This window comes from Hufsiella arboris, from assembly GCF_009834875.1.
In the GTDB taxonomy this organism is placed as follows: Bacteria; Bacteroidota; Bacteroidia; order Sphingobacteriales; family Sphingobacteriaceae; genus Hufsiella_A; species Hufsiella_A arboris.
The window spans coordinates 147,227-172,104 of the sequence record NZ_WVHT01000001.1; the positions used below are offsets into that span (position 1 = coordinate 147,227).

Below are 24,878 nucleotides of genomic sequence, written 5' to 3' on the forward strand. Positions count from 1 at the left end.
TTGTTACTGTAATAATGCGGTTACCAGGCCCTAACACTCAGTTTGTGGTCTTTCCTTTGCATTAACTTTTCAGATAATTATTATCCATGAAATCACTATCAAGGGCCTTAGCCCTCGCCGCCATATTAACAGTGTTGTTTTCTGTTAAACTATTTTCGCAAACCGCCGGTACCGGTACGGTTTCGGGAAAGCTTGTTGACGAAACCGGCAAAGCCATCGACTTCGCCAGCGTTGCGCTTGTTAAAAAATCCGACAATCAAACGCTGCGCTCAACGCAGACCGATCCGCAGGGAAATTTCAAAATCGCCAATGTTCCGTTCGCTGATTACATCTTAAAGATCAGCTTCGTTGGCTATCAGCCATACGCGAATAACGCCATAACCGTTAGCGCCCAGAATACCGACATCGCCTTAGGTTCTGTTAAAATGACGACTGGAAAGACCAACGTACTTAAAGAAGTTGTAGTACAGGGTCAAAAGAACGCCATGCAGATTGGTATCGACAAAAAGATTTTCAACGTGGATCAGAGCCTTGTAAGCCAGGGTGGTTCTGCAACAGACCTCCTTACAAACGTTCCGACCGTTGCAGTAGATATCGATGGAAATGTGAGCCTGCGGGGAACTTCAAATGTTAAGATCCTGATCGACGGAAAGCCATCTGCATTAGCGGGCGGTAACATAGCCGACGTTTTGCAATCATTACCTGCCAGCTCTATCGAAAGTATTGAACTGATCACCAACCCATCATCCAAATACCAGGCAGATGGACAATCGGGGATCATCAATATTGTCCTGAAAAAGAATCAAAAAGTTGGCTTAAACGGAATGGTAAGTGGGGGTGCCGGAAATCTCGACAACTACAACGCCAGCACTAATCTTAGCTACCGCGATAAAAAAATAAACCTGTATGGAAACTACAGCTACCGCAATGGTTATCAAAAAGGAAGCGGATTTACGAATACAACCACCTACGAGGGCCAAACATCTCTTGTAAATAATAATTCGATTTCCAGCGGAAAAAATATCGGTAATAATTTAAAGCTTGGTTTAGATTACTATTTAAGCCAGCGCGCAACTTTGGGAATTTCTGGAAACGCTAATTTTCGAAACGGCGATCGCGATGAAGATTTAAATTATTTTTATGATGACCTATCCAGGTACACTACCAGTATTCGTAATTCAGATCGTAACAGCAAAGACAAAACATATGACTGGAGCCTTGATTACACGCAAAAATTCAAAAAGAAAGGTGAAGAATTAACAGCGAATTTTTCATACGGCAAAGGCAACGATAACGATTTACAGAACTTTAATCAAACGTATCAGGGAGATGCATCAAAAAGGGATTCTCTTACGTCAAACCGACAAACAGACACAGAAGCTGGAAAAAATTACAATATCCAGGTTGACTACACCCTGCCAGTAAACGATAAAGTGAAATGGGAAGCTGGTTACCGCTCTACCATCCGTAACGAGTTTGACACGCAGCTTTTTGAGACCAACCAGGATGGTATATACAACATCGAATACGATCAAACGAATGATTTTAAATTGGAGGATATTGTTCATGCGCTCTACACGAATTACCAAAACCAGTTTACGAAAACATTTGGGATGCAGATAGGCTTGCGTGCAGAGCAGGCGTATTTGAACACCGAATATATCGGTAAAAATCCGTTGGAGCCCAAGAATTCCCAATCAAACCTTGATTACTTCCGGGTTTACCCAAGTATTTTCTTTACCAAAAAATTTGGTGGCGAGCAACAGTTACAACTAAGCTACACTCGTCGTGTTAATCGTCCTCAGGGATGGATGGTCAATCCTTTTCTAGATCGTACCGATCCGAGCAACTTTCGCGCAGGAAATCCTTCGTTAAAACCAGAAGACATTCACTCATTTGAGCTAGGTTATTCGAAATTCTGGGATGCAGTCAACTTTACCTCTTCTGTTTACTACCGGCAGGTGAACGATGTCATTCAGCCGGTACGTTCTATCCTGCCAACCAATAATCTGATTACCTTGACAAATTTTTACAACCTGACAAGCAGTAACGCAATCGGGCTGGAGCTTATTTCGAAAGCAGATATTAACAAAGCCATCAGTTTGACGGGAAACGTGAACTTATTTTACAACAGGCTTGAAGGAAACGAACAATATAATCTTCAGAGCAGCGATGGTTATAATTGGAACGCAAACCTAATTGGAAACTTTAAGTTGCCCAAAAACATCTCGGCTCAATTCAATATGAACTATTCAGCTCCTCGAAACACAGCTCAGGGCACAATGAAAGAAATGTTCGGCACAGATGCCGGCATACGATACGACTTTTTGAAAAACCGGGCCGGCAGTCTTTCGTTCAATATGCGGGATATATTCAATACCCGACGGTTTGGACAAACGACCGAAACACCCGAATTAATACAAGATTTCGAACGTAGAAGACAAGGCCAAATGGGCATGCTGACATTCAGCTACCGTTTTGGCAAAAGCGATTTTAATAATCAGCAGCGAAAGAAAAGGGACCAGGACCAGCAACAGCAATCCTCTCCTGAAGATTACGGAGGAGGCGGAAAGTAACATCAAACAGAAGCCGGGCTATCAAAAATTCCGGCTTTTTTTGTCCATATTTAAAAATAGCATGTCGTAATTACCCCTTAATTATGCCTCAATGCTCCCTTACGTGATGATAGTTTACAGTTTATCTTTGGTATACAAAACATTAAAACCATGACAACTAAAACAACTAAGATCGTCTTCTGGACATCGACAATTATCATCTTTCTGATGGAAGGTGTAATGCCGGCATTAACCTCGCAAACAGAATTAGCTAAAGAAGGTATTCGCCATTTGGGTTACCCGGAATATTTCGGAACCGCGTTTACAGTTTTTAAAGTGCTGGGAGCACTTGCGCTGATCATTCCAAAAGTATCGCCACGAGTTAAGGAGTGGGCTTATGCCGGCTTTGCTTTTGATTTCATATTCGCGTGCATAAGCCATGCCGCAGTTGATGGTTTTGGATTTCAGACCATCATGCCGCTGATAGTGATGGGAATACTAATTACCTCGTACATATCTTACCATCAGTTAAAAAGCTACGAAAACGTTGATTCCTTAAATGTTGCTTTAGGTAATAAAACGGATTCAAATGTCGCTTTTTAAACGAAGGGCTTAATAAATGCACAGTCGCTAGCGGAGACAGCATTAGGGTTTGCTACTTCACCATCGCAACTTAATTAGTGGGATGAAACGGCCTTCAACCCAATAATTGAACCAATCAGCATCACGAGAAAAAAAAGCCTCCAGAACTCGGCCGGTTCTTTAAAGATCAGGATTCCGACTATTACAGTTCCCACAGCACCGATGCCCGTCCACACAGCATAAGCCGTACCAATAGGCAATGTTTGCGTTGCTTTATATAGCAGGAACATACTTATCGCCAAACAAACAAAAAATCCAATCATCCATCCGGTTGCCGCGGCACCGGATGTTTCCTTTGCCTTACCCAGGCAAGCTGCAAATCCGGTTTCAAAAAATCCGGCAATTATCAGGATAATCCAATTCATATTCTATTGAGATACTGTACAAAAATAGTTAACTCAATAACGTGCAGGAAACGGAATTGGTAAATACCTGTAAAATCAATTGACCTTATGCTTCTTATTGATTAAAAGACCGAGCTTTATGCCGCCGGTTATACCAAGTCCGCTGTTTTCATTGGTAATAAGTCCGTAATGATAACCGGGTTCCGAGTAATATTCGTTGTCGGTATTGGAATCCTGGTTATCAATCGCGTAACCAACACCTCCATAAATATCAAGCGTAAGCAGCTCGCCTAAAATCCACTGCTTCCCGAGATTTAAGATCAAGCCGCCAAATGCTACCGTTTCTTTAGTTGGTCCGATAGATGAAGTAGCGTCTTTGTTAAGGTATGCAATAACGTTTTGGCTATATACGCCGGAAATGATTTCAGGCTTCGCATAAAATCCCTGTAAAACGTGCGTGTATTTGGTGCCGCCGCGGACGAAGTCTGGCAATCGCATAAATTTGTACCCGCCGTTGAGATAAACGCCTGCTGCGTTTTTATGAATCGTTTGGGAGCTATTAGTCGCCGGATCATAATATTCAATCTTCTCCTGTTTTCCTAAACCAATAATTCCAAGGCCAATCTCATATGATCTTCCCGGTCTTATACTGTGTTCGAAATTGAGCTGAGTATAGCCCAAAAGCGGCGACAGGAAATTAATTTTAATCGCGCTCTTCGCCTGATCCGCATAGAGAGCGGGGTCTTTGAGACTACTTTGGTAAATCTCCGTCCGTCCGTCTTTGTAAACAATCTTAATTAACTGGTCTCTATCTACAGCGTAAGCAGGGCCGTCCGGATCAGAAAATAGCTTGTACTTAACTTCTCCGGTGCCGACCTCCAAAACTTTTACTTCTACAACTTCGCCACCTTTTTTATAAAGCTTATCCTGCGAGTAAGCAATTAGTGAAGTAAACAATGTGAATAAGGAAAGGTAAATTGTCTTCATATTAAACTGAAAATAAGAACTTAAATTAAGAATACGATTTTAAAATGATTCCGGCTTTGTACAAAAAATAAAAGCATCCCTATCGGGATGCTTTCGAGGTATAAGTGGAGAATTAAAGTGCTTACCAGTAAATTGTATATAAAACAGTTAGTAACACGCCAATAACAATGGCGCCAATCGCGAAGCCAGGGGTTGTCTTGAACATTTTAGTGTCAACCTCCAAACCATGTGAGCGGGTTCCTTTACTGTTTTCGATCATACTAATGATATACATACCAATGATACAGAAAACAAATACGAAGCCCATGCGGTCAAGGAAAGGTATTTCATAAACTCCGTTAACCGGCACGGCAAATCCGAATGGTGCAAGGAAAGACAGATCCATCATGCCAGGCAGGAATTTCAGGAAAAGCGAAGCGATAAAACCGCCGATAGTTGCGAACAACGCTGCGTTCGAAGTAGCTTTTTTCCAGAAGAAACCCAGAATGAACATCGCGAAAATACCAGGAGAAACGAATCCGGTATACTCCTGGATATATTGGAAACCACCTTTTTTATCGATACCCAGGTGAGGCGCGATTACAACTCCTAAAATCATTGCTACAACAACTGAAATTTTTCCTGTATTAACGAGGGCCTTCTCATTTGCATCCGGCTTGATCACTTTTTTGAAAATATCTAAGGTAAAGATCGTCGCGATACTGTTCGCCTTACCGGCAAGTGATGCTACCACCGCTGCGGTTAAAGCAGCAAATGATAAGCCTTTCAATCCGGCAGGCAGTAAGTTCAGCAGAACCGGGTATGCCCTGTCCGGATTTACTTCGCCACCCTGTATCATTTCGCTCTGGAATCCGCCTTCTTTGTACAGAACGTAAGCAGCGATACCAGGGATTACCACGATGATCGGCATCAGGAGCTTCAGGAAAGCAGCAAATAAAATACCTCCGCGAGCGGTTGGTAAATCTGCACCCAATGCCCGTTGTGTGATGTACTGGTTACAACCCCAGTAGTTTAAGTTCACGATCCACATACCACCAACCAGCAGGGTTAAACCCGGAAGATCAATATAGTTAGGATTATCCTTTTTGAAAATCATGTGGAAATGCTCATTGGCATGCGTTGTCATCAGGCTAAATCCATTTAACACGCCTGTTGTCCCGTAATGTTCCGCAACAAGGTTTAATGCCAGGTAAGTTGTAGCTAAACCTCCAAGTATTAAGAAGAACACCTGGATAACGTCGGTATAACCGATAACCTTCATACCTCCCAGTGTAATGATGATCGCAAAAATTGCAATCGCATACATACAGAAAGTAAGATTAAAGCCCGAAATCGCACTCACCGCAAGCGCACCTAAATATAAAATAGACGTCAGGTTGACCACTACGTAAAGCAGTAACCAGAAAACAGCCATGATCATCGCGACAGTTCCGTTATAGCGTTGGCTAAGAAACTGTGGCATGGTGTATATCTTATTCTTTAAATAAACGGGAATAAAAAACACCGCAACGATAACCAGCGTTGCCGCTGCCATCCATTCGTAGGTTGCGATGGCAAGGCCCATTTTAAAGCCCGAACCACTCATCCCGATAAATTGCTCGGCTGAAATGTTTGAAGCGATAAGTGATGCGCCGATAGCCCACCAGGTTAATGATCCTTCTGCAAGGAAATAATCGTGGGAACCGCTGGCCTGCGATTTTTTCTTGTTATAAATCCACAGTCCGTAGAACGAAACGATGAGGAAATAGATCAGGAAAACAATGTAGTCTTTCGTGTCAAGAGTCTTCATTTATAATTAGTTTTTTAGATTTAGGTTTAACGGGGTTTGAAAAACCGTCCTAAAATAACCAAATCTATTTATTATCAAATAAATCTGTTAATAAGATTTTCGAGGTACTCCTGTTTGCCGCTGATTACCGCTGGTTCGCCTTTTTCAATTGCGTAGTCCCTTAAGTGTTCTAATGACAATTTACCGTCTTCAAACTCTTTCCCTTTACCACTGTCGAACGATGAATAACGTTCTTCGCGAATCTTTCTGTAATCGGATTGTTGCAGGATATTGTCGGCAATTACCAACGAACGCGCGAAATTATCCATTCCACCAACATGCGCATAGAACAGGTCAGCCGGATCAGTTGAATTTCTGCGAATCTTAGCGTCGAAATTCACACCACCGCCTTGCAAGCCGCCGCCTTCAAGGATGATCAGTTGCGATTCAACCAGTTCGTTCAAATCATTCGGGAACTGATCGGTATCCCAGCCATTCTGATTATCTCCGCGGTTTGCGTCGATCGAACCCAGTAAGCCGGCATCAACTGCTACCTGCAACTCATGCTGGAATGTATGACCAGCCAAAGTAGCATGGTTTACCTCGAGGTTTAGTTTAAAATCGTTCAATAATTCATATTGCCTTAAGAAGCCGATCACCGTCGCAGCGTCATAATCATATTGATGCTTCGTTGGCTCACATGGTTTTGGCTCGATAAAGAATGTCCCTTTGAACCCTTGCTTGCGGGCATAATCCTTCGCTGCGTGTAAAAATTTCGCAAGGTGCTCCTGCTCGCGTTTCATGTTAGTGTTCAGCAAACTCATATAGCCTTCGCGACCACCCCAGAAGACATAATTTTCGCCGCCTAAGGCAATCGTCGCATCTAATGCTGCTTTAACCTGCGCCGCGCCGTGTGCCAGCACATGAAAATCAGGATTTGTTGAAGCGCCATTCATATACCGGCGATGAGAGAAGAGATTTGCCGTGCCCCACAGCAGCTTTACGCCGCTGTCAGCTTGTTTTTGCTTTGCATAGTCAACTAAAGCCTGCAGGCGGCGCTCGTTTTCTACAACATCGTTTCCGTAGTCAACTACGTCCACATCATGGAAACAATAAAACGGGATGTTCATCTTGGTGATGAATTCAAACGCCGCGTCCATCTTATCTTTCGCACGCTCTACCGCGTCAGCTTTCGTATCCCATGGAAAAATATGGGTTGGCCCGCCAAACGGATCTGACCCGTTTCCACAGAACGAATGCCAGTAAGCACAGGCGAACCTGAAGTGTTCCTTCATCGTTTTTCCGGCTATCACCCGGTTTTCATCGTACCAGCGAAAAGCAAGCGGATTGTTGCTTTCCAATCCTTCGAATTGAATTTGAGAGATGCCTTTAAAATATTCAGTCTCTCCGGTTACAATTTTTGACATAGTATGTTGATTTATTTTTTTGATTTGTAGATTATGATTTAGCTTTTGGCTTGAACAGCGTGATTAACGGTCTCCACAGTTCAATAATTAAAATTTATAGCTCTTTCACCTATGAAAAGAATATTAATTTGAAAAGCACCTGCAGCATTTCATTGGATCTTTAGCCGGGCTTTACGCTCATACTGCTCAGGCATTAATCACCGGGCCGGTATCCGCTTCAATCCCGTTTATCTCACAGAGGACATCCAAATTACGCTCGTCAACCTGTTTTCTCTGCATCATTGCACTCCCTAACTTACCGACTTTTTTAACCTCTATTTTCGTCTTTCGGACTTACCGACTTCCTGTATTCCAAACTCCCCAATTCCCCTTCCCCAACTCTACCCAGCATCCAACTGCTTAAGTAACAACGCCTTCCATTCCTGGTAAACCGGTTCGTATTCGCCGGTAATTGTTGGTTCGATAATCTTCAGGCACTTCGTATTGTCAAAAGCGGTCGATTCAGATAATAAACCCGCCCCTATACCTGCACCAAATGCTGCGCCGACGCTGCCGTCGTTCTCATACAACTCTACCGGAACTCCAGTTGAATTGACGAAAGCCTCTGTAAAAAGGTCGCTTAAAAAAAGGTTCGCTCTTCCGGCTTTTATAACGGCCGGACTCATACCGTTTTCACGCATTATGTCCAATCCGTAACGAAATGCAAATGCAATTCCCTCCTGCACAGCGCGGAAAATATGCGCATGCGTGTGTGTATTCAGGTCGATGTTATGAAAATGGACTCCAACCTGCCGGTTGTTCAGCATACGCTCTGCACCATTACCGAAAGGCAGTATTCTTAAACCTTTGCTGCCTACCGGGATCGTTTGGCCCTCCTCGTTCATTTGGTGGTAGGAGATGTTGGCGCCAAATATATTTTTTGCCCAGCGATTCAAAATACCTGTTCCGTTTATGCAAAGAAGCACCCCGATACTTGGTTTTTCCGTTGAATAATTGACATGTGCGAAAGAATTCACCCGCGATTCCTTGTCATAAGTAAGCTGATCGCTAACTCCGTAAATCACGCCTGATGTTCCAGCTGTCGCCGCCACCTCCCCAGGTTTTAGAACATTCAACGAAAGCGCATTATTAGGCTGATCACCCGACTTATAAGTAACCGGGATACCGGCCTTCAGGCCAAGAGAGGCGGCTATTTCCGCTGTAACATAGCCATGTTCGGAAAACACAGGTTTAACTTCCGGGATAAGCTTTTTGTCAAACGCATAAGTGTTAAAGACATCCTCCGAAAGGCTTTTTTCCTGAAAATCCCAAAATACGCCTTCTGATAAGGAGGATACAGAACTTGTTATATTGCCGGTCAGTTTCATAGCAATAAAATCGCCCGGAAGCATTATTTTATCGATCTTTTCGTATAATTCCGGTTCATTCTGTTTAACCCATGCCAGCTTCGATGCGGTAAAATTTCCCGGAGAATTAAGCAGATGAGTCAGGCATTTCTCGTGTCCGATGCTGTCAAAAGCATTCTCGCCGATCTCGACTGCACGGCTGTCGCACCAGATAATCGAATCACGCAAAACTGCCTGAGCTTTATCGACTACAACCAGGCCGTGCATCTGATAAGCTATACCAATAGCTGCAATTTCATGTGGATTATACAGACCGTAGGCATTAGCTTTTAAAATAGCTTGCTGCACATGTTCCCACCACATTTCAGGCGACTGCTCGGCCCACCCGGTTTTAAGTGATTTAATTTCCGTTTCCTTTTCCGGATATTGAGCAGAAACTATTGTTTTTTGAGTACCAGAGTCAACCACTGAAACTTTGATTGAGGATGTACCGACATCAATTCCTAATAACAGCATGAGTTTTTAATAAGTGGCTAGTTGTGCAATCGTTTGCATAAAAGTAGGCCAAAATTTGGTTTTGTCAAATTTTTATTAAAAATTGTGCAGAAATAACTCCCTTGAGCAGAAAAGTAACCATACATGATATTGCCCGTGAACTTAACACCACGGTTTCAACGGTGTCCAGAGCGCTGAATGATCATCCTGCGATCAGTACAAATACAAAAACGCTGGTGCGTGACATGGCGAAAAAGCTGAATTATAGCCAAAACAGACTGGCCTCATCACTGCGCTCCGGGAAAACTTACAATATCGGCATCCTGATACCTAGCGCCGAGCTTCATTTTTTCGGCTCGGTGGTACACGGCATTGAGAAAGTGCTTAATGAGAACGGTTATAACATTTTATTGTATCAATCGGGTGAGCAATATAACCAGGAAGTAAAAGGCGTACAGACTTTCTTACAATCGCAGGTTGATGGAATAATTGCTTCAATCGCGTTTGAAACTAAAAACTTCGACCATTTCCTGGAAATAAAAAAGCAGAACAAGCCGCTTGTATTCTTCGACCGTTCAAACAGCGAACTGAAAGTTCCGTCGGTTACTATCGACGATTATAAAGGCGGATATATCGCGACTGAACACCTGATCAAACAAGGATACCGGCGCATTGCACATATCTCGGCCAAGCAACGGATAAAGATTTTCGAAGACCGGCTTCGTGGATATAAAGATGCATTGAAAGCCTATGGCATTGCCGTAAATGAGGACTTAATCGCCTATGGTGACGTTTCGCTCGAATCCGGGAAAGAATGTACCGCTTTGCTGCTTTCAAAAAAACCCGACGCCATATTCGCGGTGGAAGATTTTACAGCTTTAGGCGCGCTGCAGAAGCTCAAAGAAAGCGGTGTCGATGTGCCTGGCAAAATTGGCATAATCGGCTTCGCTAATGAAAGTTTCAGTCAGTATGTAACGCCGTCCCTGTCGACAATTGAGCAGCAAACGATAAAAATGGGTGAAGAAGCAGCCCGCCTGTTCCTGGAATTAGCCGATAAAGAAAAACGCTACGCCAGCGCTCCGAACACCATTGTGCTTGATCCGATTTTGCTTGCGCGGGAGTCGTCCCGAAGGAAAAAAGCATAAAAAAACCGGCAATTTCTATCGCCGGTTATAAATTAATTCAAATCAGAAAATAAACTTGGTGCTCAAAAATTTTGAATCGCCATCACTCACGATCTCGTTAAACAGATGTTTATTGGCGTCGTTCATTTTTGTCGTGACAAGTGAGCGGATAGAAAACGAACGCAATCCATCTACCACAGACAGGGTTCCTTCAGCACTATCTTTCCTGCCGGTGAACGGATAAACATCCGGACCACGCTGGCACTGGCTGTTGATATTAACCCTGCTTACCAGGTTCACAAACGGATCGATCAAAGACGAAACCTCTTCAGGATCATTACTGAAAATACTCACCTGCATGCCATGTGCCGAGTTAATCTGATACTCGATCGGTTCCTCGATCGATTCGTAAGGAATTACCGGGATGACCGGACCAAACTGCTCCTCGCGATAAAGTTTCATCCTCTCGTTTACAGGATAAACGATTGCAGGAAATATCAGCGATTCGGCCATCTCACCACCATGTTCATTAACAACAGCAGCACCGTTGGCGATCGCGTCATCAATGCATTCCTGTATGTAAGCCGGTTTGTCAGGTTCGGCAACCGGCGTGATATTAACGCCTTTCACCCAAGGCATATCCATTTTCAAAGCAGCAACGGCATCACTCAATTTTTTCAAAAACTCATCAGCAACCTGTTTATGCACAAAGATTATCTTTAAAGCTGTGCAACGCTGTCCATTGAAGGACAAAGCGCCCAGAATTGTTTCTTCCACGGCAACTTTCAGGTCCGCATTGGGCGTAATGATAGCAGCATTTTTTGCATCTAAGCTTAACACCGCCCGAAGTCGGTTCACTTTAGGATGCAATTTTTTTAAATCGTTTGCAACCTTACTCGAGCCGATCAGTGTGAGCACATTGATCTTGCCCGATTTCATTAACCCAGGAATAATATTAGCCCCCCGCCCGTAAATACTGTTCACTACTCCTTTTGGGAACGCTTCCTGAAAAGCTTTCAGCAACGGATAGTGAAGTAATGTACCGTGTTTTGGCGGTTTAAATAATACCGTGTTTCCCATTATGATTGCAGGAATCAGCGTAGTATATGTTTCATTTAACGGATAATTGAATGGCCCCATGCAAAGTACAACTCCCAGCGGAGAGCGGCGGATCTGGGCAACTACATTTTCGTGGATCTCAAACCGCGATGACTCACGGTCCATATCTTTCAGTGCATCGATCGTTGAGTGAATATATTCGACTGTCCGGTCAAACTCCTTGGTTGAATCAGCAAACGATTTACCGATCTCCCACATGATGAGTTTCACTACCAGATCTTTTTGTTCGATCATTTTGTAGGTGAATTTCTCAAGACATTTAATGCGCTGATCGATGCTCATGGTTGGCCATTCGCCGCGACCGCTATCATAAGCCTTGGTTGCAGCTTCAAGAGCTTCCATCGCTTCTGTTTCGGTACATACCGGGTATGATCCGATAAACTTTCGTTTAAGCCCGTCAGCGGTTTGTACGTAAATCGGCGAAAACACTTCACTAACTCCACCTTCCCACTTTCGCATTTCTCCGTCGCATAAATATTCTTTTTGATGAATTTCTTGTTCCAAAAGAAATTCCTGCGGAATCTGGCTTTCTTGCACGAAAGACGCCATCAACTGATCAGAAAAACTCATGATGCTATAACTTTTATATATTGAATTGGTTTGTACGGAAATTCCCGTGTTATAAATGTATCAGCTTCATTTTTGGCACCAGCAATTTCATAATCGCCCAGGCGATTAAATATGCCAGCGCACAATAGGTAAACATGATGGTGTAACCGGTCTCGATGTGGCCAAGCGCCTTGTAATGATCGAACAGCGCACCCCCGATCTTAGTGATCAAAACGCCTCCAATACCACCAGCCATTCCACCAATCCCAACTACCGATCCTACAGCTTTTCGCGGAAACATATCCGATACTGTCGTAAAAATATTTGCTGACCATGCCTGGTGCGCCGCGGCACCAATTCCTATCAGAAATAGCGGCCACCAAAAACTAATATGACCCAAAGGCTGTGCTCCTAAAACGACAACCGGGAACAATGCAATTATAAGCATAGCTTTCATCCGGCCATCATAAACTAGATAGCCTTTTTTGATAAAATATACAGGAAAATACCCACCACCGATACTGCCAACCATGGTCATACTGTAGAGAATTGCCAGCGGTATTGTTACTGCAGTTCCCGACATGCCATATTGATCGTTCAGATAAGCAGGTAGCCAGAACAGAAAAAACCACCAAACACCGTCGGTCAGGAATTTACCGATAGTAAAGGCCCATGTCTGCCGATAGCCAAGTAACTTAAACCACGAAACTTTCTCAGGTTCGATATCTGCAATTGGCAAGGGTTGATTTTCAGCATCGCTGTTAATATAGTCGAGCTCGGCCTTTGACATACGCTTTTGCTCTTCCGGTTTCTCATAAAAAATTACCCAGAAAATCAGCCATATAAAACCGATCGCGCCAATGATAAGAAAAGCGATCTCCCAACCCCAGGCCTCGGCAATGTAAGGAACACTAATCGGCGCGAGAACAGCTCCAACGTTCGCTCCCGAATTAAAAATCCCTGTAGCCAGCGAGCGTTCCTTTTTGGGAAAATAATCCGCCGTAGCTTTAATCGCTGCCGGAAAATTTCCGGATTCTCCAAATCCCAGAACAGCACGCGAAAACATAAAACCCAGGATAGATGCAGAGAGTCCCGTGAAACCTAAAACTCCCAGTAAGTTTGACAGTGTATTGCCGATAGGCACCGAAAAAGCATGAATTATCGCGCCCAGCGACCAGATTATAATAGCCAAAGCGTATCCCTTTTTTGTTCCCAGCCTATCGATGATACGACCCGCAAAAAGCATGGATATCGCATACACAAACTGAAACATGGCCGCTATATCCGCGTAATCGCTGTTTGTCCAGTTAAACTCTTTTTCCAGCGATGGCTTTAAAAGGCTTAAGACCTGGCGATCCAGGTAATTGACAGTGGTGGCAAAGAACAGCAACGCACAAATCGTCCAGCGGTATTTACCTATCTTTTCTTGATTCATAATTAGGTTGGGAGTTTGGTTTAGTTTCTGTTTTCGCTCACAAGCTGAAGCGCAAGTTTAGTATTTTGATAAAGCTCGTCGTATTTTTTGTTTTCTATCACGTCCTTGCTGATCAGCTTGCTTCCCATGCCCACCGCACAAACTCCCGCTTTAAACCATTTGCTGATATTTTGCGCTTCGACTTCCACGCCGCCGGTTGGTATAAATTTTTGCCCGATAAAAAGTTCACGAATCGAAGATATAAATTCAGCGCCTAAAATATTAGCAGGGAAAATTTTGATAATAGCCGCCTGATGTTGCTGTGCTAAAAATATTTCCGAAGGTGTCATACAGCCCGGGATCCATAACATACCTCTCTGGTTACAAAGTTCGCCAACCTCAGGATTAATGATCGGGGCAACGATGAAATCAACTCCGGCTGCTATAAAATCAAGCGCCTCCTGCTTACTTTTTATCGTTCCGATACCCAGGAATAAATCGGTCATCTCGGCATCACGTACTTTTTTCAGCAGCGAAAAATTCTCGAGTGCTTTAGTTCCGCGGTTGGTATATTCGAATACACGAACGCCAGCTTTGTATAAAGCTCTAAGTATTTCAACGCTATCTTCTCCACTGTCCTGGTAAAATAAAGGTAGCATGCCCTGTTTGATAATGGCTTCAACTATCTGATCTTTCATTGCATTCTATTTTTAATATCTTCTACCGAACTGGTTGTCGCGTCGCTTGGGATGAACAACTTGTCGAAAGCCGCTGCTGTCGCAAACGCGAGTGTGTCCTCTTTCGAAAGTCCATTGTAATCGCCGTAAAGCAAGCCGGCCATGAAACAATCGCCGCTGCCTACCTTGTCCAGGATGTTGTCGGAGTTATATTCAGCCGATACCACGAGCTTACTATCGGCGTACATTGCCGAATAATAATTTACGCTGCTTTCTTTATCGAAGCGAAATGTATTGGCGACAATCCTGACCAGAGGGAACTTTTCTATAATGTCTTTCGAGGTCTGCTCCGCCTGCGCGAGATAGCCTTCCCGGCTGCCAGAGGTAATCTTTTGCTCATCGATTTCAATTCCGAGCATTTTATTCGCCGCCCAGATATTACCCATGATGAGTGTGCAGTACTGCGCCAGCTGAGGCATAATTTCTATCGGCTGCTTTCCATACTTCCATAGCTTCTCGCGATAATTAAGATCAAGAGAAACCTTTACACCATTCTTTTTTGCGGCCTGTAAAGCCTCCATGCAAACATCGGCGACATTTTGCGTAAGAGCCGGGCAAATAGCGCTGAAATGAAACCACTCAACATCCGCGAATACTTCATTCCAATCGATCTGTCCGGACTGCAATTGTGAATAAGAAGAATAAGCCCTGTCGTATACGACGCCTGCATTCTTCATATCTTTTCCTTTTGTGAGATAGAAAGTACCCAAACGTTCACCCTGTTTGACAATCGGTGAGGTATCTATTTTCAGCTCATCCAGGTAACTGATAAGTTGTTCAGTAACAGCATTTTCGGGTACCGCCGTGAGGTATGCAGATGGAATATTCCATAAAGCCAGGGCCGTTGCAACGTTTGCTTCGGCACCTCCGACAAAGAATGGCAGGCGATTTTCCTTAAGCCAATTGCCGCTTGCATCAGGCGTAAACCTCAATAATAACTCCCCGAATGAAAGAATTTTCCCCTTTCCTTTATCCATTGTTCACCGAAGTTAACAGTTCTCCCGACGAAGCCCTTGAAAAGTTGAAATAATTGCTGGCATTGTTATAACATATATCACCGATCAATTTACCAATCCATTCGATGTCGTTAGGCAACTCGCCATTCTCAACTTCCTCGCCAAACAGATTGCAAACTATGCGCCGGAAATATTCGTGCCGCGGAAACGACAGGAAACTGCGGGAGTCTGTCAGCATACCAACAAAGCGGCTGATCAGGCCCATGTTCGAAAGAGCATTCAGTTGCTTGATCATTCCATCTTTTTGATCCAGGAACCACCAGGCGGAGCCGAACTGCACTTTTCCCGCAACAGAGCCGTCGTTATAATTGCCAATCATTGTGGCGATCAACTCATTATCGGCGGGATTAAGGTTATAAATAATCGTCTTCGCGAGTTGGTCTGTAGAATCCAGTTTATTAAGAAACTTCGACAACTGGCTCGCCTGGCTAAAGTCGCCGATCGAGTCCCAGCCGGTATCCGTGCCTAACAAGCTCAGCATACGTCGGTTGTTGTTGCGCAGGGCACCCAAATGGTATTGTTGAACCCAGCCTTTCTCATGATCCCACCAGGCGAAATAAACAAGCATCGCCGACTTAAATTGCAGTGTTTCGTATGTCGAGATGCTTTGTCCGCTTCGTATTTTGCTAAAAATTGTTTCTATTTCTTCATCTGTATAATCTTCCGCGTAAATCTGTTCCAACCCGTGATCAGAAACTGAACAGCCATTAGCAGCAAAATAATCATGACGACTTTTCAATGCCGCTAAATATTCGGCGAAGTTTGAAATTGACGCATCCGCCACTTCTTCTAACTTGTTGATATAAGTATTCAGCGCATATACATCGTCAGCATTCATTGCCTTGTCCGGTCTGAACGCTGGCAATACCTTTACTTCAAAACCGTCGCCAGCGATTTGCTGATGATACTCAAGTGTGTCAAGCGGATCATCAGTTGTACACAAGGCGGCTACGTTCATTTTGCGTATAAGGCCCTTTATTGAGTATGCGGGCGATTTAAGTTTTTCGGTTGCATTTTCATAGATCGCAGAAGCGGATTTCCCCGAAAGCAATTCGCTGATACCGAAATATCGCTGCAATTCAAGATGCGTCCAGTGATAAAGAGGGTTACGCATCGTATAAGGCACTGTTTCAGCCCATTTCTGAAACTTTTCAACGTCACTCGCAGAACCGGTTATAAAATTTTCATTGATGCCGTTCGCACGCATTGCGCGCCATTTATAGTGATCTCCGTAAAGCCAGGCTTGAGTAAGATTTTCAAAGTTGATATCGTTGGCAATCTGCTCGGGAATCAGGTGATTGTGGTAGTCAATTATCGGCAATGACTTTGCATACTCATGGTATAATCGCTCTGCTGTTTTATTTTGCAGGAGAAAATTTTCGTCTAAAAAAGTCTTCATCAATATAGATTAGGGATGTTAGATATTAGATTTGAGATTAACATTTACAAGCTTACACCACGTTTCCAGGGGATAAAATCATCCTGATTAAGCAGAACCGCTTTCGGTATTACTTCGCCACTTGCAGCTTTGATGCAATATTCAAGAATTTCTTCTCCCATTTGCTCAATGGTCTTTTCACCTTCAATGACAGGGCCGGTATTAATGTCAATAATATCGGCCATCCGTTTTGCCAATGCATTGTTCGTGGCAACTTTTATTACCGGACAAACCGGATTTCCTGTCGGAGTGCCTAGTCCGGTCGTAAACAGGATCAGTGTTGCTCCGGCAGCAGCTTTACCCGTAGTCGCTTCAACATCATTTCCGGGAGTGCAGACAAGGTTAAGCCCGGTTTTTGTAGCGGGTTCCGTATAATCAAGCACATCTTCAACAGGTGATGTGCCGCCTTTTTTTGCAGCTCCGGCACTTTTAATAGCATCCGTAATTAAGCCGTCTTTAATATTTCCCGGTGAAGGATTATTTTCAAAGCCGGACCCAACTTCGTGCGCGGCTTTGTTGTAAGCGGTCATTAAATGAATGAATTTTTTGGCCGCTGCTTCATCTTTTGTTCGGTCAATAAGTCCTTGCTCCGCACCGCACAACTCCGGGAACTCTGCCAGCAAAACTTTACCGCCTAACGCGACCAGCAGATCGGCTGTATAACCAACAGCGGGATTGGCGCTTATACCGCTAAAACCGTCGCTTCCTCCGCATTTCACGCCTAATGACAACTGACTGAGAGGCGCCGGCTGACGTTCGATTTTATTGGCTTCAATCAGGCCTTCGAAAGTTTTACGGATCGCATCCTGAATGAGTTGTTCCTCGCTGCGCGACGATTGTTGTTCAAAGATAAAAAGCGGCTTGTTGAAATGAGGATTCCGCGCGTACAGATCGTTCTGAAAATCCTGAACCTGAAGGTTTTGGCAGCCCAAACTCAATACTGTGATTCCAGCTACATTGGGATGATCTGCGTAAGCAGCCAGCAATTTACCTAAAATTGCAGCATCCTGTCTTGTACCGCCGCAGCCGCCCTGGTGGTTTAAAAATTTAATTCCATCGATATTTTTAAAAACACGGCTCTCACGGTTAGCCAAAGCAGATGGAAAAGAAATATTCTCATCGGCCAAATTGCCACGTTCCTTATATGCTTCAACCAGGTGATGGGTATATGATTTATATTTATCAGTTACCGCATAGCCTAATTCGTTATGTAAAGCTTCCCGAATCACATCAAGATTTCTATTCTCGCAAAAAACGGTTGGAATAAACAACCAGTAATTAGCTGTTCCAACGCGCCCATCGCTTCGCAGATAACCATTAAATGTCCGGCCAGCGAACTTTGAAATATCCGGAGCCTTCCATTGATACGTTGAAGGCCGGAAAGTGAAGGGCTCGGCTGCATGTTTGGTATTTTCTGTTGACATGCGCGACCCGGCCGGAATGTCAAATTGTGCTTTACCCACTAATACTCCGTACATCGTGATCCCATCACCAGCTTTCATATCCTGCATAAAAAACTTATGCTTCGCCGGCACGTCTTCCACCAGCGTGTACGTTATCCCTGTAAGCGATACTGTTTCCCCGCTTCTTAAATCCTGCAACGCAACCAACACGTTATCGTCAGGATGCAGTTTTAACATCTTATTTCCCATTTTTAACTTTCGATTTCCGCACTTAATCCCTTCAGCGCGGTTAAAACCCCACCTTCCTGAAATGCTTTAAGATTTTCGGCCACAGCTGCCTCAAAACCCGGCAATGCAGATAAATCTTCGCCCCATAAACTAACGTTGGACAGTATTCCGTAGACAAGCTCCGATTCGTTCAGATATTCCCATTGCTCGTAAAAATACTCAGCCTGATCATCATTTATCAAATAACGTTCACCATTAAATTCACCATAAAACTTATCATCGCCGGTTTTAATTACGCCTTTCATAAATAGCAGATATGCGGCAAATCCAAATGCAATTTTGACGGGCACCGAAGCAGATTTCCGATAATGGTTCAGCAACACCGGCACAATACGCATTTTAATTTTCATGCTGTACTGCATGGTTATAGCAATCCATTCATGTTTTATCTCCGGATTGCGAAAACGGTCAAGCACTTTTGATGCAAAGCTTCTTGATTCTTCCGCGCTCATTTCATAAGGTATCGCTGAAGCGATTTCCTCAAGCATTAATTTCGAAATAAAACTGCTCATCAACTCGTCATCCATTGCATCTTTAACAGTTTTGAAACCTGCCAGAAAAGCCAGGCCGCAGCTTAGCGTATGTGTTCCGTTTAACAAGCGCAATTTCAGCTCCCGGTAGATTTCAATGTCGGGAGCTATGATTACACCATCGTCGGCTTGCGCGAAACTCAAAACGTTCTTCACCTTTTCGTTACCTTCGATAGCCCATAAGCGGTAAACTTCGGCCATACTCAGCAAGTTATCCTCGTAACCAAGTTCTGCTGTTAGCTTAGCTAATGAAGCGGGATCCGGTTTTCCGGGAACAATCCGATCAACTAATGAATCACAAAATGTATTTGCAGTGCTAAGCCAGTCAATAAATTCCTGGTCGAACTGGTTGAAACGAGCCAGTTCCAGTACTATGCCTTTCAATTTTTTTCCGTTACCGGGGATAAGCTCGGTTGGGATGATAATTAACCCCTGGCTTTCAATTCCATTAAATGCCTGGTACCGGTTAAATAAAACCGCAAGCAGTTTGCCCGGGAATGAAATAGGGGCCTGACCGCTTTTTACATCTTCTTCCAAGTACGTTATTCCTACTTCTGTGGTATTTGATATAACGACCTGTAGATCGGCGCTTTTAGCAACTTCTACAATTTCATTCCACTGATCCTTCGCTGCAAGCACGCGGCTGATGGAAGAATTTATAATATTTTCTTCCACCTTTTCTCCATTCACAACTCCCCGGACGCAAAGTGTATACAGGCAATCCTGCTCCGAAAAAGCATCGGACGAGCCATTCCCGGTTGATTTAACAACAACAATCCGTCCGTTAAAAATTCCCTGGCGATTAGCTTTATCGATAAAGTAATCCGGCAGACCGCGAAGCAGAACTCCAGTACCAAACTGCAGCACTTTTTCAGGCAGTTCGAACAGCTTTACCTCCGGCACGGTAATCCCGGGATTTGATATATTTTGAAGGTTTTCTTGTGACAATTTCATGTTACTGCTGTTAATTGTATTTAAGCTTCCATTCTGAATATTCGGTTCTGATCAGCTTTTTAGCCCAGCTGCCGTACCAGGCGTAGCCCGTTCGACGCTCATAAATCAGATCATCCAGATTCGTTTTTATCGTATTATCGCGATCACCAAATATCGGCTGATTAGAGTTTAAATCATAAAATCGGGCCCACACTACTCCGTCAGCGTTCGGCACCAATTTTACATCAAAACCTTTGGGCATTGAACTGTCGGCCACGCGCTCAAAGTTATAACCTGCGATCTTATTTTTATCGAACCAGGCTACTGCACATTTAATTGCTTCGCAGATTTCGGGTGTAGGCTTTTTTATCTTCATCAGAAAGTGCACAACTCCAACGGATTCTGAAGTACTCAGTGAGGCTGGCTCAAACGCGCGCGCCTTTGCCGGCTGCAGTGTTTCCTGATTGTATTGAGCCGCCCAGATAGTTTTGGTACCGTTTTGAACGACCTGTGTCTTTAAAATACAGTCGATCCCTTTTTGTACCGCTGCCTGCGCTTTCGGCACATAAGATTTCTCAACAGCGTCAAAACCGTTTTTTTGCGTCGCAATATTCTGAAGGATGGTCAGCACATTTATCATCGCATCATCGTTATAGGTAATTTCGGCACGGTAGATGCTTTTATCAGGAAAATACTGCGGCCAGCCGCCGTTATCATATTGAGCCTTCAGAATAAAGTCAATTCCCTTTTCGGCCGCTGCGAGGTAATCTTTATTGCCAGTTTCCTGATAAGCCTTAACAAGATAGTTAATTTCACGGCTGGTAGCACGGTTGTCGATAGTGGCGTGCAGATAGCCTGTATTTTTAATCTCTGTTTTAAGAGTTTCGGTTAATGGCAGATCGTAATTCACCGCGCTTTTATTGTCCAACTGTTTAGGCCAGCCACCATTGCTCAACTGGTAAACAAGCATTCTATCCGCTATTGAATCTCTTTTTACCTGTGATTTCAGGCCAAACGGCAGCAGTAACAGGCTATATATTAAATATCGACAGATCTTCATTTTTTTAAGGGCACTTGTTTTACCAGCCATAATGTAATTTCTTTTGCAGCCTTTGAATTATCGTAATCGTGGTCTCTTCGGCCATCGGTGTATTCATTATATAACCAGGGATCGCCTACGGCCAAAACAGTTCCTTTGCCATACTTTGCGCTGGCGACAATCACGTTTCCTTTTGATGTAAGCATGGGCTTTGCCGGCTTTTTTAATTCGAGTGCAGCGATATCTTTCAGATACACTTTACGGGTTTCTTTAAAAATGTCGTTACCCGGAGCTATATCGATGGTTCCGGCGGCGAAGTCGTTACCGACCACGTGGTTAGTGATTTTCGTCTGATCGAAATGAATGCCGAATGTTTCCGCAAGCTTGTTGAAATGCGGCAGCTCGCAGTTAAGCGAATCGTTGCCCATGAGTAACAAAACGCCGCCGTTTTTAACCCAGTCGGCAATTGGTTTAATATTTTCCGGCTGAACGTAATTAGGATTTTCGGTTTCTTTCTTACTGTCGGGATCTACGATAATATAGATGCTGGCATTTTTTAACGTGGCAGCCGTGGGAGCACCTTTCAACGTTTCGAGCTTAGCGCCTATACGTGTGAAGAAACTTCCTAATAGCTGAAATCCATTGTTATCACGCTCGTGCCATAGATAATGAAACGGCTCTGTATTTCCTGTTAAAGGCTCCTTGTAAAATTCGTTATTGAAATAATTGTCGAGTAACACGGTTTTGCCAGCGCCAGGCTTTGGAGCGGCTGCCAGTTCCATTTCCGCAGCAGCAACTATTGCCGCACCTAATCCTTTACCATCATTGGATACAACTTTTTCCTTCAGGTAATAAGCAACGCTGCCATCGCGGTAAGGCTTTCCACCGAGCCCTGACACGCTAACCGTCCCCTCGAAATCGGTTTGACCAGATGCATCCGTTTTTATAAATTCCTTTTTTATTCCGTTAAACCCTTTGTTAGCAACAGATAGATAGGAAGCTGGCAAATAGCCATTCCGAACTCCCTTGGCAAGAGCGTATACAAACATTGCTGAGGCTGAGGCCTCGTGATAATTACCTTTCAGGTTCGGCATATTCAGCAGGTCATACCACAATCCACTTTTAGTATCCTGAACGGTTTTTACAGCGGCCGCAAATCGATTCAAAATTGCAAGTAATTCCGCCCGTTTTGGATGATCGGCCGGAAAGTAGTCCAGAACGTCAACAATAGCCATTCCGTACCAGCCCATGGCCCTACCCCAGAAATTAGGCGACATACCGGTTGTTTTGTTTGCCCACTGCTGCTCCTTTAATTCGTCCCAGCCATGGTATAACAAACCAGTTTTTGGGTCGCGTGAGTGCTTCTCCATCCAGATGAACTGGTTTGCTATGTCGTCGAAAGCTTTATCTTCATGAATATAGGCGGCATATTCCGCGTAAAAAGGCTCTCCCATATACAGACCGTCGAGCCACATTTGGTTAGGATAAATCTTCTTATGCCAAAAACCACCCTCATTAGTGCGGGGTTGCTTTTTTAACTGGTTCCAAAGCAGTGTGGCTGCATTGAAATATTTCTTCTGGCCCGTTACTTTATACAGGGTAAGCAGCGTACGCCCGTTTTTCACGTTGTCAATATTATAATCTTCCGCTTTATAGCTTCTGATAGAACCGTCAGCGCCTACATAAGCATCCATGCTTTTTTGCATGTAAGCAAAGTATTTTCCATCGGCAGTGTTTTTCCAAACAGCATCGACCCCTTCAAGCATTACACCATGGTCATACGACCACTTTGCGGGCATACTCGCCGAATCAGGCCAAACTCTCATTACCGTAGTGGCAAGTTTTTCAGAAAGCGGCTGGGCAAACGCCCCCGATATCATTGCTGACAACGCCAAGGTCAGCTGCGTTCTTTTCCTAAACAGATGAAACTTCATTTGATCGTTAATGATTTATTGGATGCATCGTCAGCAAACTCCGTTTTTGATTTCGCCTTATTCGTATCCGTATTGCTCACAAGCAGATTTTTACTTTTAATACCCGAAATCTTAAACAACGTTTCTGCCGAAGAGAACTGCAATTTATCAACTTTCAGGTCACTGGTATTTTGTACGTTCACCAACGGCTGTGAGCTGGCTGAAATCAGGTGTATATTTTTGAAACTGATATTTTTCGCCTCCTGCAGGTCGATGCCTTTTTCGGATTTGATCACCATATTTTCAAAAGAAATATTGCTGATACTCATTTCGGGCAGACCGCGAACAAACACCGCTTTACTGGCGCCATTGCAAGTAATATCGCTGATAGTAAATTCTCTGAATACAGGTGTCGCTTCTGTTACAGGGTATAACTGCACCTTTGGATTCGTTCGCTTTTCGCCTGCAAGGGCAATAGGATCTTGTGCCATATAATACATATCAAAAAGTATTGCTTCTCCGGTGATATCCTTCATATTGATATTTTTCGCAAAGATCTTTTCGACTACCCCACCACGGCCACGGGTTGTTTTAAACCGTAAACCTATGTCGGTTCCAATAAACGAACAATCTGATACGAACAAATTGCGTGCTCCGCCACTCATTTCACTTCCTATCACAAATCCGCCATGCGCATGATAGACGACATTATTGCGTGCAATTAAGTTTTCCGTAGGAACGCCGCGTTTCCTTCCAGCTTCATCACGCCCTGATTTGATACAGATGCCGTCGTCACCAACATCAAACGTGCTATTCTCAATAAGCACATTTCTGCACGATTCCACATCAATGCCATCGCCATTCTGGGCATACCAGGGATTTTTTGCATAAACATTCTTAACTGTCAGGTCCGTGCATAATATTGGATGCAGGCACCAGGCCGGTGAATTCTGAAAAGTTACGCCCTCAAGCAACACTTTTTTGCAATTGCTAAACACCAGTAGATTCGGACGAAGAAAATCTTTGATAGACGCGAAGAAAGCTGCGTCCTTTTCGGGAGAAATAGCACCCGGATTTTTAAGCTTCGAGCCTTTTAACGTTTCTTCTGACGGATACCAGGTGCGCTGATCTTCACCGACTACGCCACCGGAAGCCACAAGTTTCTTCCATTGCGATTCCGTAAGCTTATCTTTTTTTACCATGCGCCATGCATTACCGTTACCGTCAACGATACCTGAACCTGTAACAGCGATGTTTTCGGCATTATTGGCATACAAAGGCGATTGATTCCGCATTTGCGGTAAGCCCTCCCAATTTCCTTCAACCAACGGATATTGAGAAAAATCATCCGTGAACTGTAAAATGGCGTCGCGAACAATGTGCAGATTTACATTACTTTTTAGTTCAACCGGGCCGGTGCTCCAAAGGCCGCCCGGAATAAGTACTACGCCCCCTCCTTTTGCATTACAGGCTGCGATTGCCGCGTTTATACTTTTGGTATTCAAGGTTATTCCGTCAGGAACGGCACCAAATTTTACGATATTGAACGTATCGGTTTTAAAAACCGGCGACTGAATTTTGGGAAGATTATTCCAGGAATAAACTTCCTGTTTGTTTTGCGCGCTGACGTTGGCAATTGTGAACGCTGCAAACAAACCAATAAAAAGAAGTGATCTTTTTTTCACCATTATTAAACAGAGGTTATATAAGCTGGTTAGCTTTACGAAACAATTCTACATCGTTTAAAACGAAATAAAGACTTAAGAGGCTTAAAAATTTACGCAAACGTTGCCGGAAACGGCGTTTACAAT

At 43.8% G+C, this 24,878-nt stretch carries 18 protein-coding genes; 3 read left to right on the forward strand and 15 right to left on the reverse strand.

The window, feature by feature from the left end; genetic code table 11:
- Window positions 1-86 precede the first annotated feature (86 nt).
- Window positions 87-2,576, forward strand: a complete 2,490-nt coding sequence (locus tag GS399_RS00670) for a TonB-dependent receptor domain-containing protein (protein WP_160842580.1) — start codon at window positions 87-89, stop codon at window positions 2,574-2,576.
- 150 nt (window positions 2,577-2,726) lie between these two features.
- Window positions 2,727-3,158, forward strand: coding sequence for a DoxX family protein (locus tag GS399_RS00675; protein ID WP_160842581.1), 432 nt, complete (start codon window positions 2,727-2,729; stop codon window positions 3,156-3,158).
- Between the two features lie 74 nt (window positions 3,159-3,232).
- Here GS399_RS00675 and GS399_RS00680 read toward each other — a convergent pair whose 3' ends face one another.
- The 5 genes from GS399_RS00680 to GS399_RS00700 all read right to left on the reverse strand — a co-directional run bounded on the left by GS399_RS00680 (window position 3,233) and on the right by GS399_RS00700 (window position 9,585).
- Window positions 3,233-3,562 carry a DMT family transporter gene (locus GS399_RS00680; protein WP_160842582.1) on the reverse strand — a complete coding sequence of 110 codons (330 nt, stop codon included), beginning with the start codon at window positions 3,560-3,562 and terminating at the stop codon, window positions 3,233-3,235.
- 75 nt (window positions 3,563-3,637) lie between these two features.
- The gene (locus tag GS399_RS00685; RefSeq protein ID WP_160842583.1) at window positions 3,638-4,528 is read right to left on the reverse strand and encodes a hypothetical protein; all 891 of its coding nucleotides are present in this window, start codon (window positions 4,526-4,528) and stop codon (window positions 3,638-3,640) included.
- Between the two features lie 121 nt (window positions 4,529-4,649).
- A complete protein-coding gene (locus GS399_RS00690; RefSeq protein ID WP_160842584.1) occupies window positions 4,650-6,317 on the reverse strand; it encodes a sodium/sugar symporter in 1,668 nt (555 codons plus the stop codon).
- A 74-nt stretch (window positions 6,318-6,391) separates the two neighbouring features.
- A complete protein-coding gene (xylA, locus tag GS399_RS00695) occupies window positions 6,392-7,723 on the reverse strand; it encodes a xylose isomerase (RefSeq protein WP_160842585.1) in 1,332 nt (443 codons plus the stop codon).
- A gap of 380 nt (window positions 7,724-8,103) precedes the next feature.
- Window positions 8,104-9,585: a xylulokinase gene (locus tag GS399_RS00700; protein ID WP_160842586.1), complete on the reverse strand. Its 1,482-nt coding sequence runs from the start codon at window positions 9,583-9,585 to the stop codon at window positions 8,104-8,106.
- 101 nt (window positions 9,586-9,686) lie between these two features.
- Here GS399_RS00700 and GS399_RS00705 point away from each other — a divergent pair, with 101 nt between their 5' ends.
- On the forward strand, window positions 9,687-10,709 hold the full coding sequence (locus tag GS399_RS00705; protein ID WP_160842587.1) for a LacI family DNA-binding transcriptional regulator: 1,023 nt from the start codon (window positions 9,687-9,689) through the stop codon (window positions 10,707-10,709).
- A 42-nt stretch (window positions 10,710-10,751) separates the two neighbouring features.
- Here the strand turns inward: GS399_RS00705 and GS399_RS00710 are convergent, their stop codons facing one another.
- From GS399_RS00710 to GS399_RS00755, 10 genes are read right to left on the reverse strand one after another with little or no spacing between them, the layout of a single operon-like run.
- Complete coding sequence (locus GS399_RS00710; protein ID WP_160842588.1) at window positions 10,752-12,377, reverse strand: NADP-dependent glyceraldehyde-3-phosphate dehydrogenase; 1,626 nt, start codon at window positions 12,375-12,377, stop codon at window positions 10,752-10,754.
- Window positions 12,378-12,426: 49 nt separating this feature from the next.
- Entirely contained in the window at window positions 12,427-13,791 is a 1,365-nt protein-coding gene (locus tag GS399_RS00715; RefSeq protein WP_160842589.1) for an MFS transporter, read from the reverse strand.
- A gap of 20 nt (window positions 13,792-13,811) precedes the next feature.
- A complete protein-coding gene (locus tag GS399_RS00720; RefSeq protein ID WP_160842590.1) occupies window positions 13,812-14,468 on the reverse strand; it encodes a bifunctional 4-hydroxy-2-oxoglutarate aldolase/2-dehydro-3-deoxy-phosphogluconate aldolase in 657 nt (218 codons plus the stop codon).
- Complete coding sequence (locus GS399_RS00725; RefSeq protein ID WP_160842591.1) at window positions 14,465-15,484, reverse strand: sugar kinase; 1,020 nt, start codon at window positions 15,482-15,484, stop codon at window positions 14,465-14,467. The genes GS399_RS00720 and GS399_RS00725 overlap by 4 nt, the downstream gene beginning before the upstream one ends.
- Entirely contained in the window at window positions 15,477-16,922 is a 1,446-nt protein-coding gene (gene uxaC, locus GS399_RS00730; RefSeq protein ID WP_160842592.1) for a glucuronate isomerase, read from the reverse strand. Before uxaC ends, GS399_RS00725 begins: the two co-directional genes overlap by 8 nt.
- Window positions 16,923-16,966: 44 nt before the next feature.
- Complete coding sequence (locus GS399_RS00735) at window positions 16,967-18,613, reverse strand: UxaA family hydrolase (RefSeq protein ID WP_160842593.1); 1,647 nt, start codon at window positions 18,611-18,613, stop codon at window positions 16,967-16,969.
- A gap of 2 nt (window positions 18,614-18,615) precedes the next feature.
- The gene (locus tag GS399_RS00740; RefSeq protein WP_160842594.1) at window positions 18,616-20,136 is read right to left on the reverse strand and encodes a tagaturonate reductase; all 1,521 of its coding nucleotides are present in this window, start codon (window positions 20,134-20,136) and stop codon (window positions 18,616-18,618) included.
- Between the two features lie 10 nt (window positions 20,137-20,146).
- Window positions 20,147-21,175, reverse strand: a complete 1,029-nt coding sequence (gene pelA, locus GS399_RS00745; RefSeq protein WP_160842595.1) for a pectate lyase — start codon at window positions 21,173-21,175, stop codon at window positions 20,147-20,149.
- Window positions 21,172-23,088 carry a glycoside hydrolase family 88 protein gene (locus GS399_RS00750; RefSeq protein WP_160842596.1) on the reverse strand — a complete coding sequence of 639 codons (1,917 nt, stop codon included), beginning with the start codon at window positions 23,086-23,088 and terminating at the stop codon, window positions 21,172-21,174. Before GS399_RS00750 ends, pelA begins: the two co-directional genes overlap by 4 nt.
- The gene (locus GS399_RS00755; protein ID WP_160842597.1) at window positions 23,085-24,755 is read right to left on the reverse strand and encodes a glycoside hydrolase family 28 protein; all 1,671 of its coding nucleotides are present in this window, start codon (window positions 24,753-24,755) and stop codon (window positions 23,085-23,087) included. Before GS399_RS00755 ends, GS399_RS00750 begins: the two co-directional genes overlap by 4 nt.
- Between the last annotated feature and the right edge of the window lie 123 nt (window positions 24,756-24,878).

Bases quoted from the DNA above. Each gene is read 5' to 3' on its own strand.
- uxaC (WP_160842592.1), bottom strand. From the start codon at position 16,922: ATGAAGACTTTTTTAGACGAAAATTTTCTCCTGCAAAATAAAACAGCA.
- GS399_RS00710 (WP_160842588.1), bottom strand. From the start codon at position 12,377: ATGAGTTTTTCTGATCAGTTGATGGCGTCTTTCGTGCAAGAAAGCCAG.
- GS399_RS00690 (WP_160842584.1), bottom strand. From the start codon at position 6,317: ATGAAGACTCTTGACACGAAAGACTACATTGTTTTCCTGATCTATTTC.
- GS399_RS00725 (WP_160842591.1), bottom strand. From the start codon at position 15,484: ATGGATAAAGGAAAGGGGAAAATTCTTTCATTCGGGGAGTTATTATTG.
- GS399_RS00700 (WP_160842586.1), bottom strand. From the start codon at position 9,585: ATGCTGTTATTAGGAATTGATGTCGGTACATCCTCAATCAAAGTTTCA.
- GS399_RS00670 (WP_160842580.1), top strand. From the start codon at position 87: ATGAAATCACTATCAAGGGCCTTAGCCCTCGCCGCCATATTAACAGTG.
- GS399_RS00740 (WP_160842594.1), bottom strand. From the start codon at position 20,136: ATGAAATTGTCACAAGAAAACCTTCAAAATATATCAAATCCCGGGATT.
- GS399_RS00720 (WP_160842590.1), bottom strand. From the start codon at position 14,468: ATGAAAGATCAGATAGTTGAAGCCATTATCAAACAGGGCATGCTACCT.
- xylA (WP_160842585.1), bottom strand. From the start codon at position 7,723: ATGTCAAAAATTGTAACCGGAGAGACTGAATATTTTAAAGGCATCTCT.
- GS399_RS00735 (WP_160842593.1), bottom strand. From the start codon at position 18,613: ATGGGAAATAAGATGTTAAAACTGCATCCTGACGATAACGTGTTGGTT.
- GS399_RS00680 (WP_160842582.1), bottom strand. From the start codon at position 3,562: ATGAATTGGATTATCCTGATAATTGCCGGATTTTTTGAAACCGGATTT.
- GS399_RS00715 (WP_160842589.1), bottom strand. From the start codon at position 13,791: ATGAATCAAGAAAAGATAGGTAAATACCGCTGGACGATTTGTGCGTTG.
- GS399_RS00685 (WP_160842583.1), bottom strand. From the start codon at position 4,528: ATGAAGACAATTTACCTTTCCTTATTCACATTGTTTACTTCACTAATT.
- GS399_RS00755 (WP_160842597.1), bottom strand. From the start codon at position 24,755: ATGGTGAAAAAAAGATCACTTCTTTTTATTGGTTTGTTTGCAGCGTTC.
- pelA (WP_160842595.1), bottom strand. From the start codon at position 21,175: ATGAAGATCTGTCGATATTTAATATATAGCCTGTTACTGCTGCCGTTT.
- GS399_RS00750 (WP_160842596.1), bottom strand. From the start codon at position 23,088: ATGAAGTTTCATCTGTTTAGGAAAAGAACGCAGCTGACCTTGGCGTTG.
- GS399_RS00675 (WP_160842581.1), top strand. From the start codon at position 2,727: ATGACAACTAAAACAACTAAGATCGTCTTCTGGACATCGACAATTATC.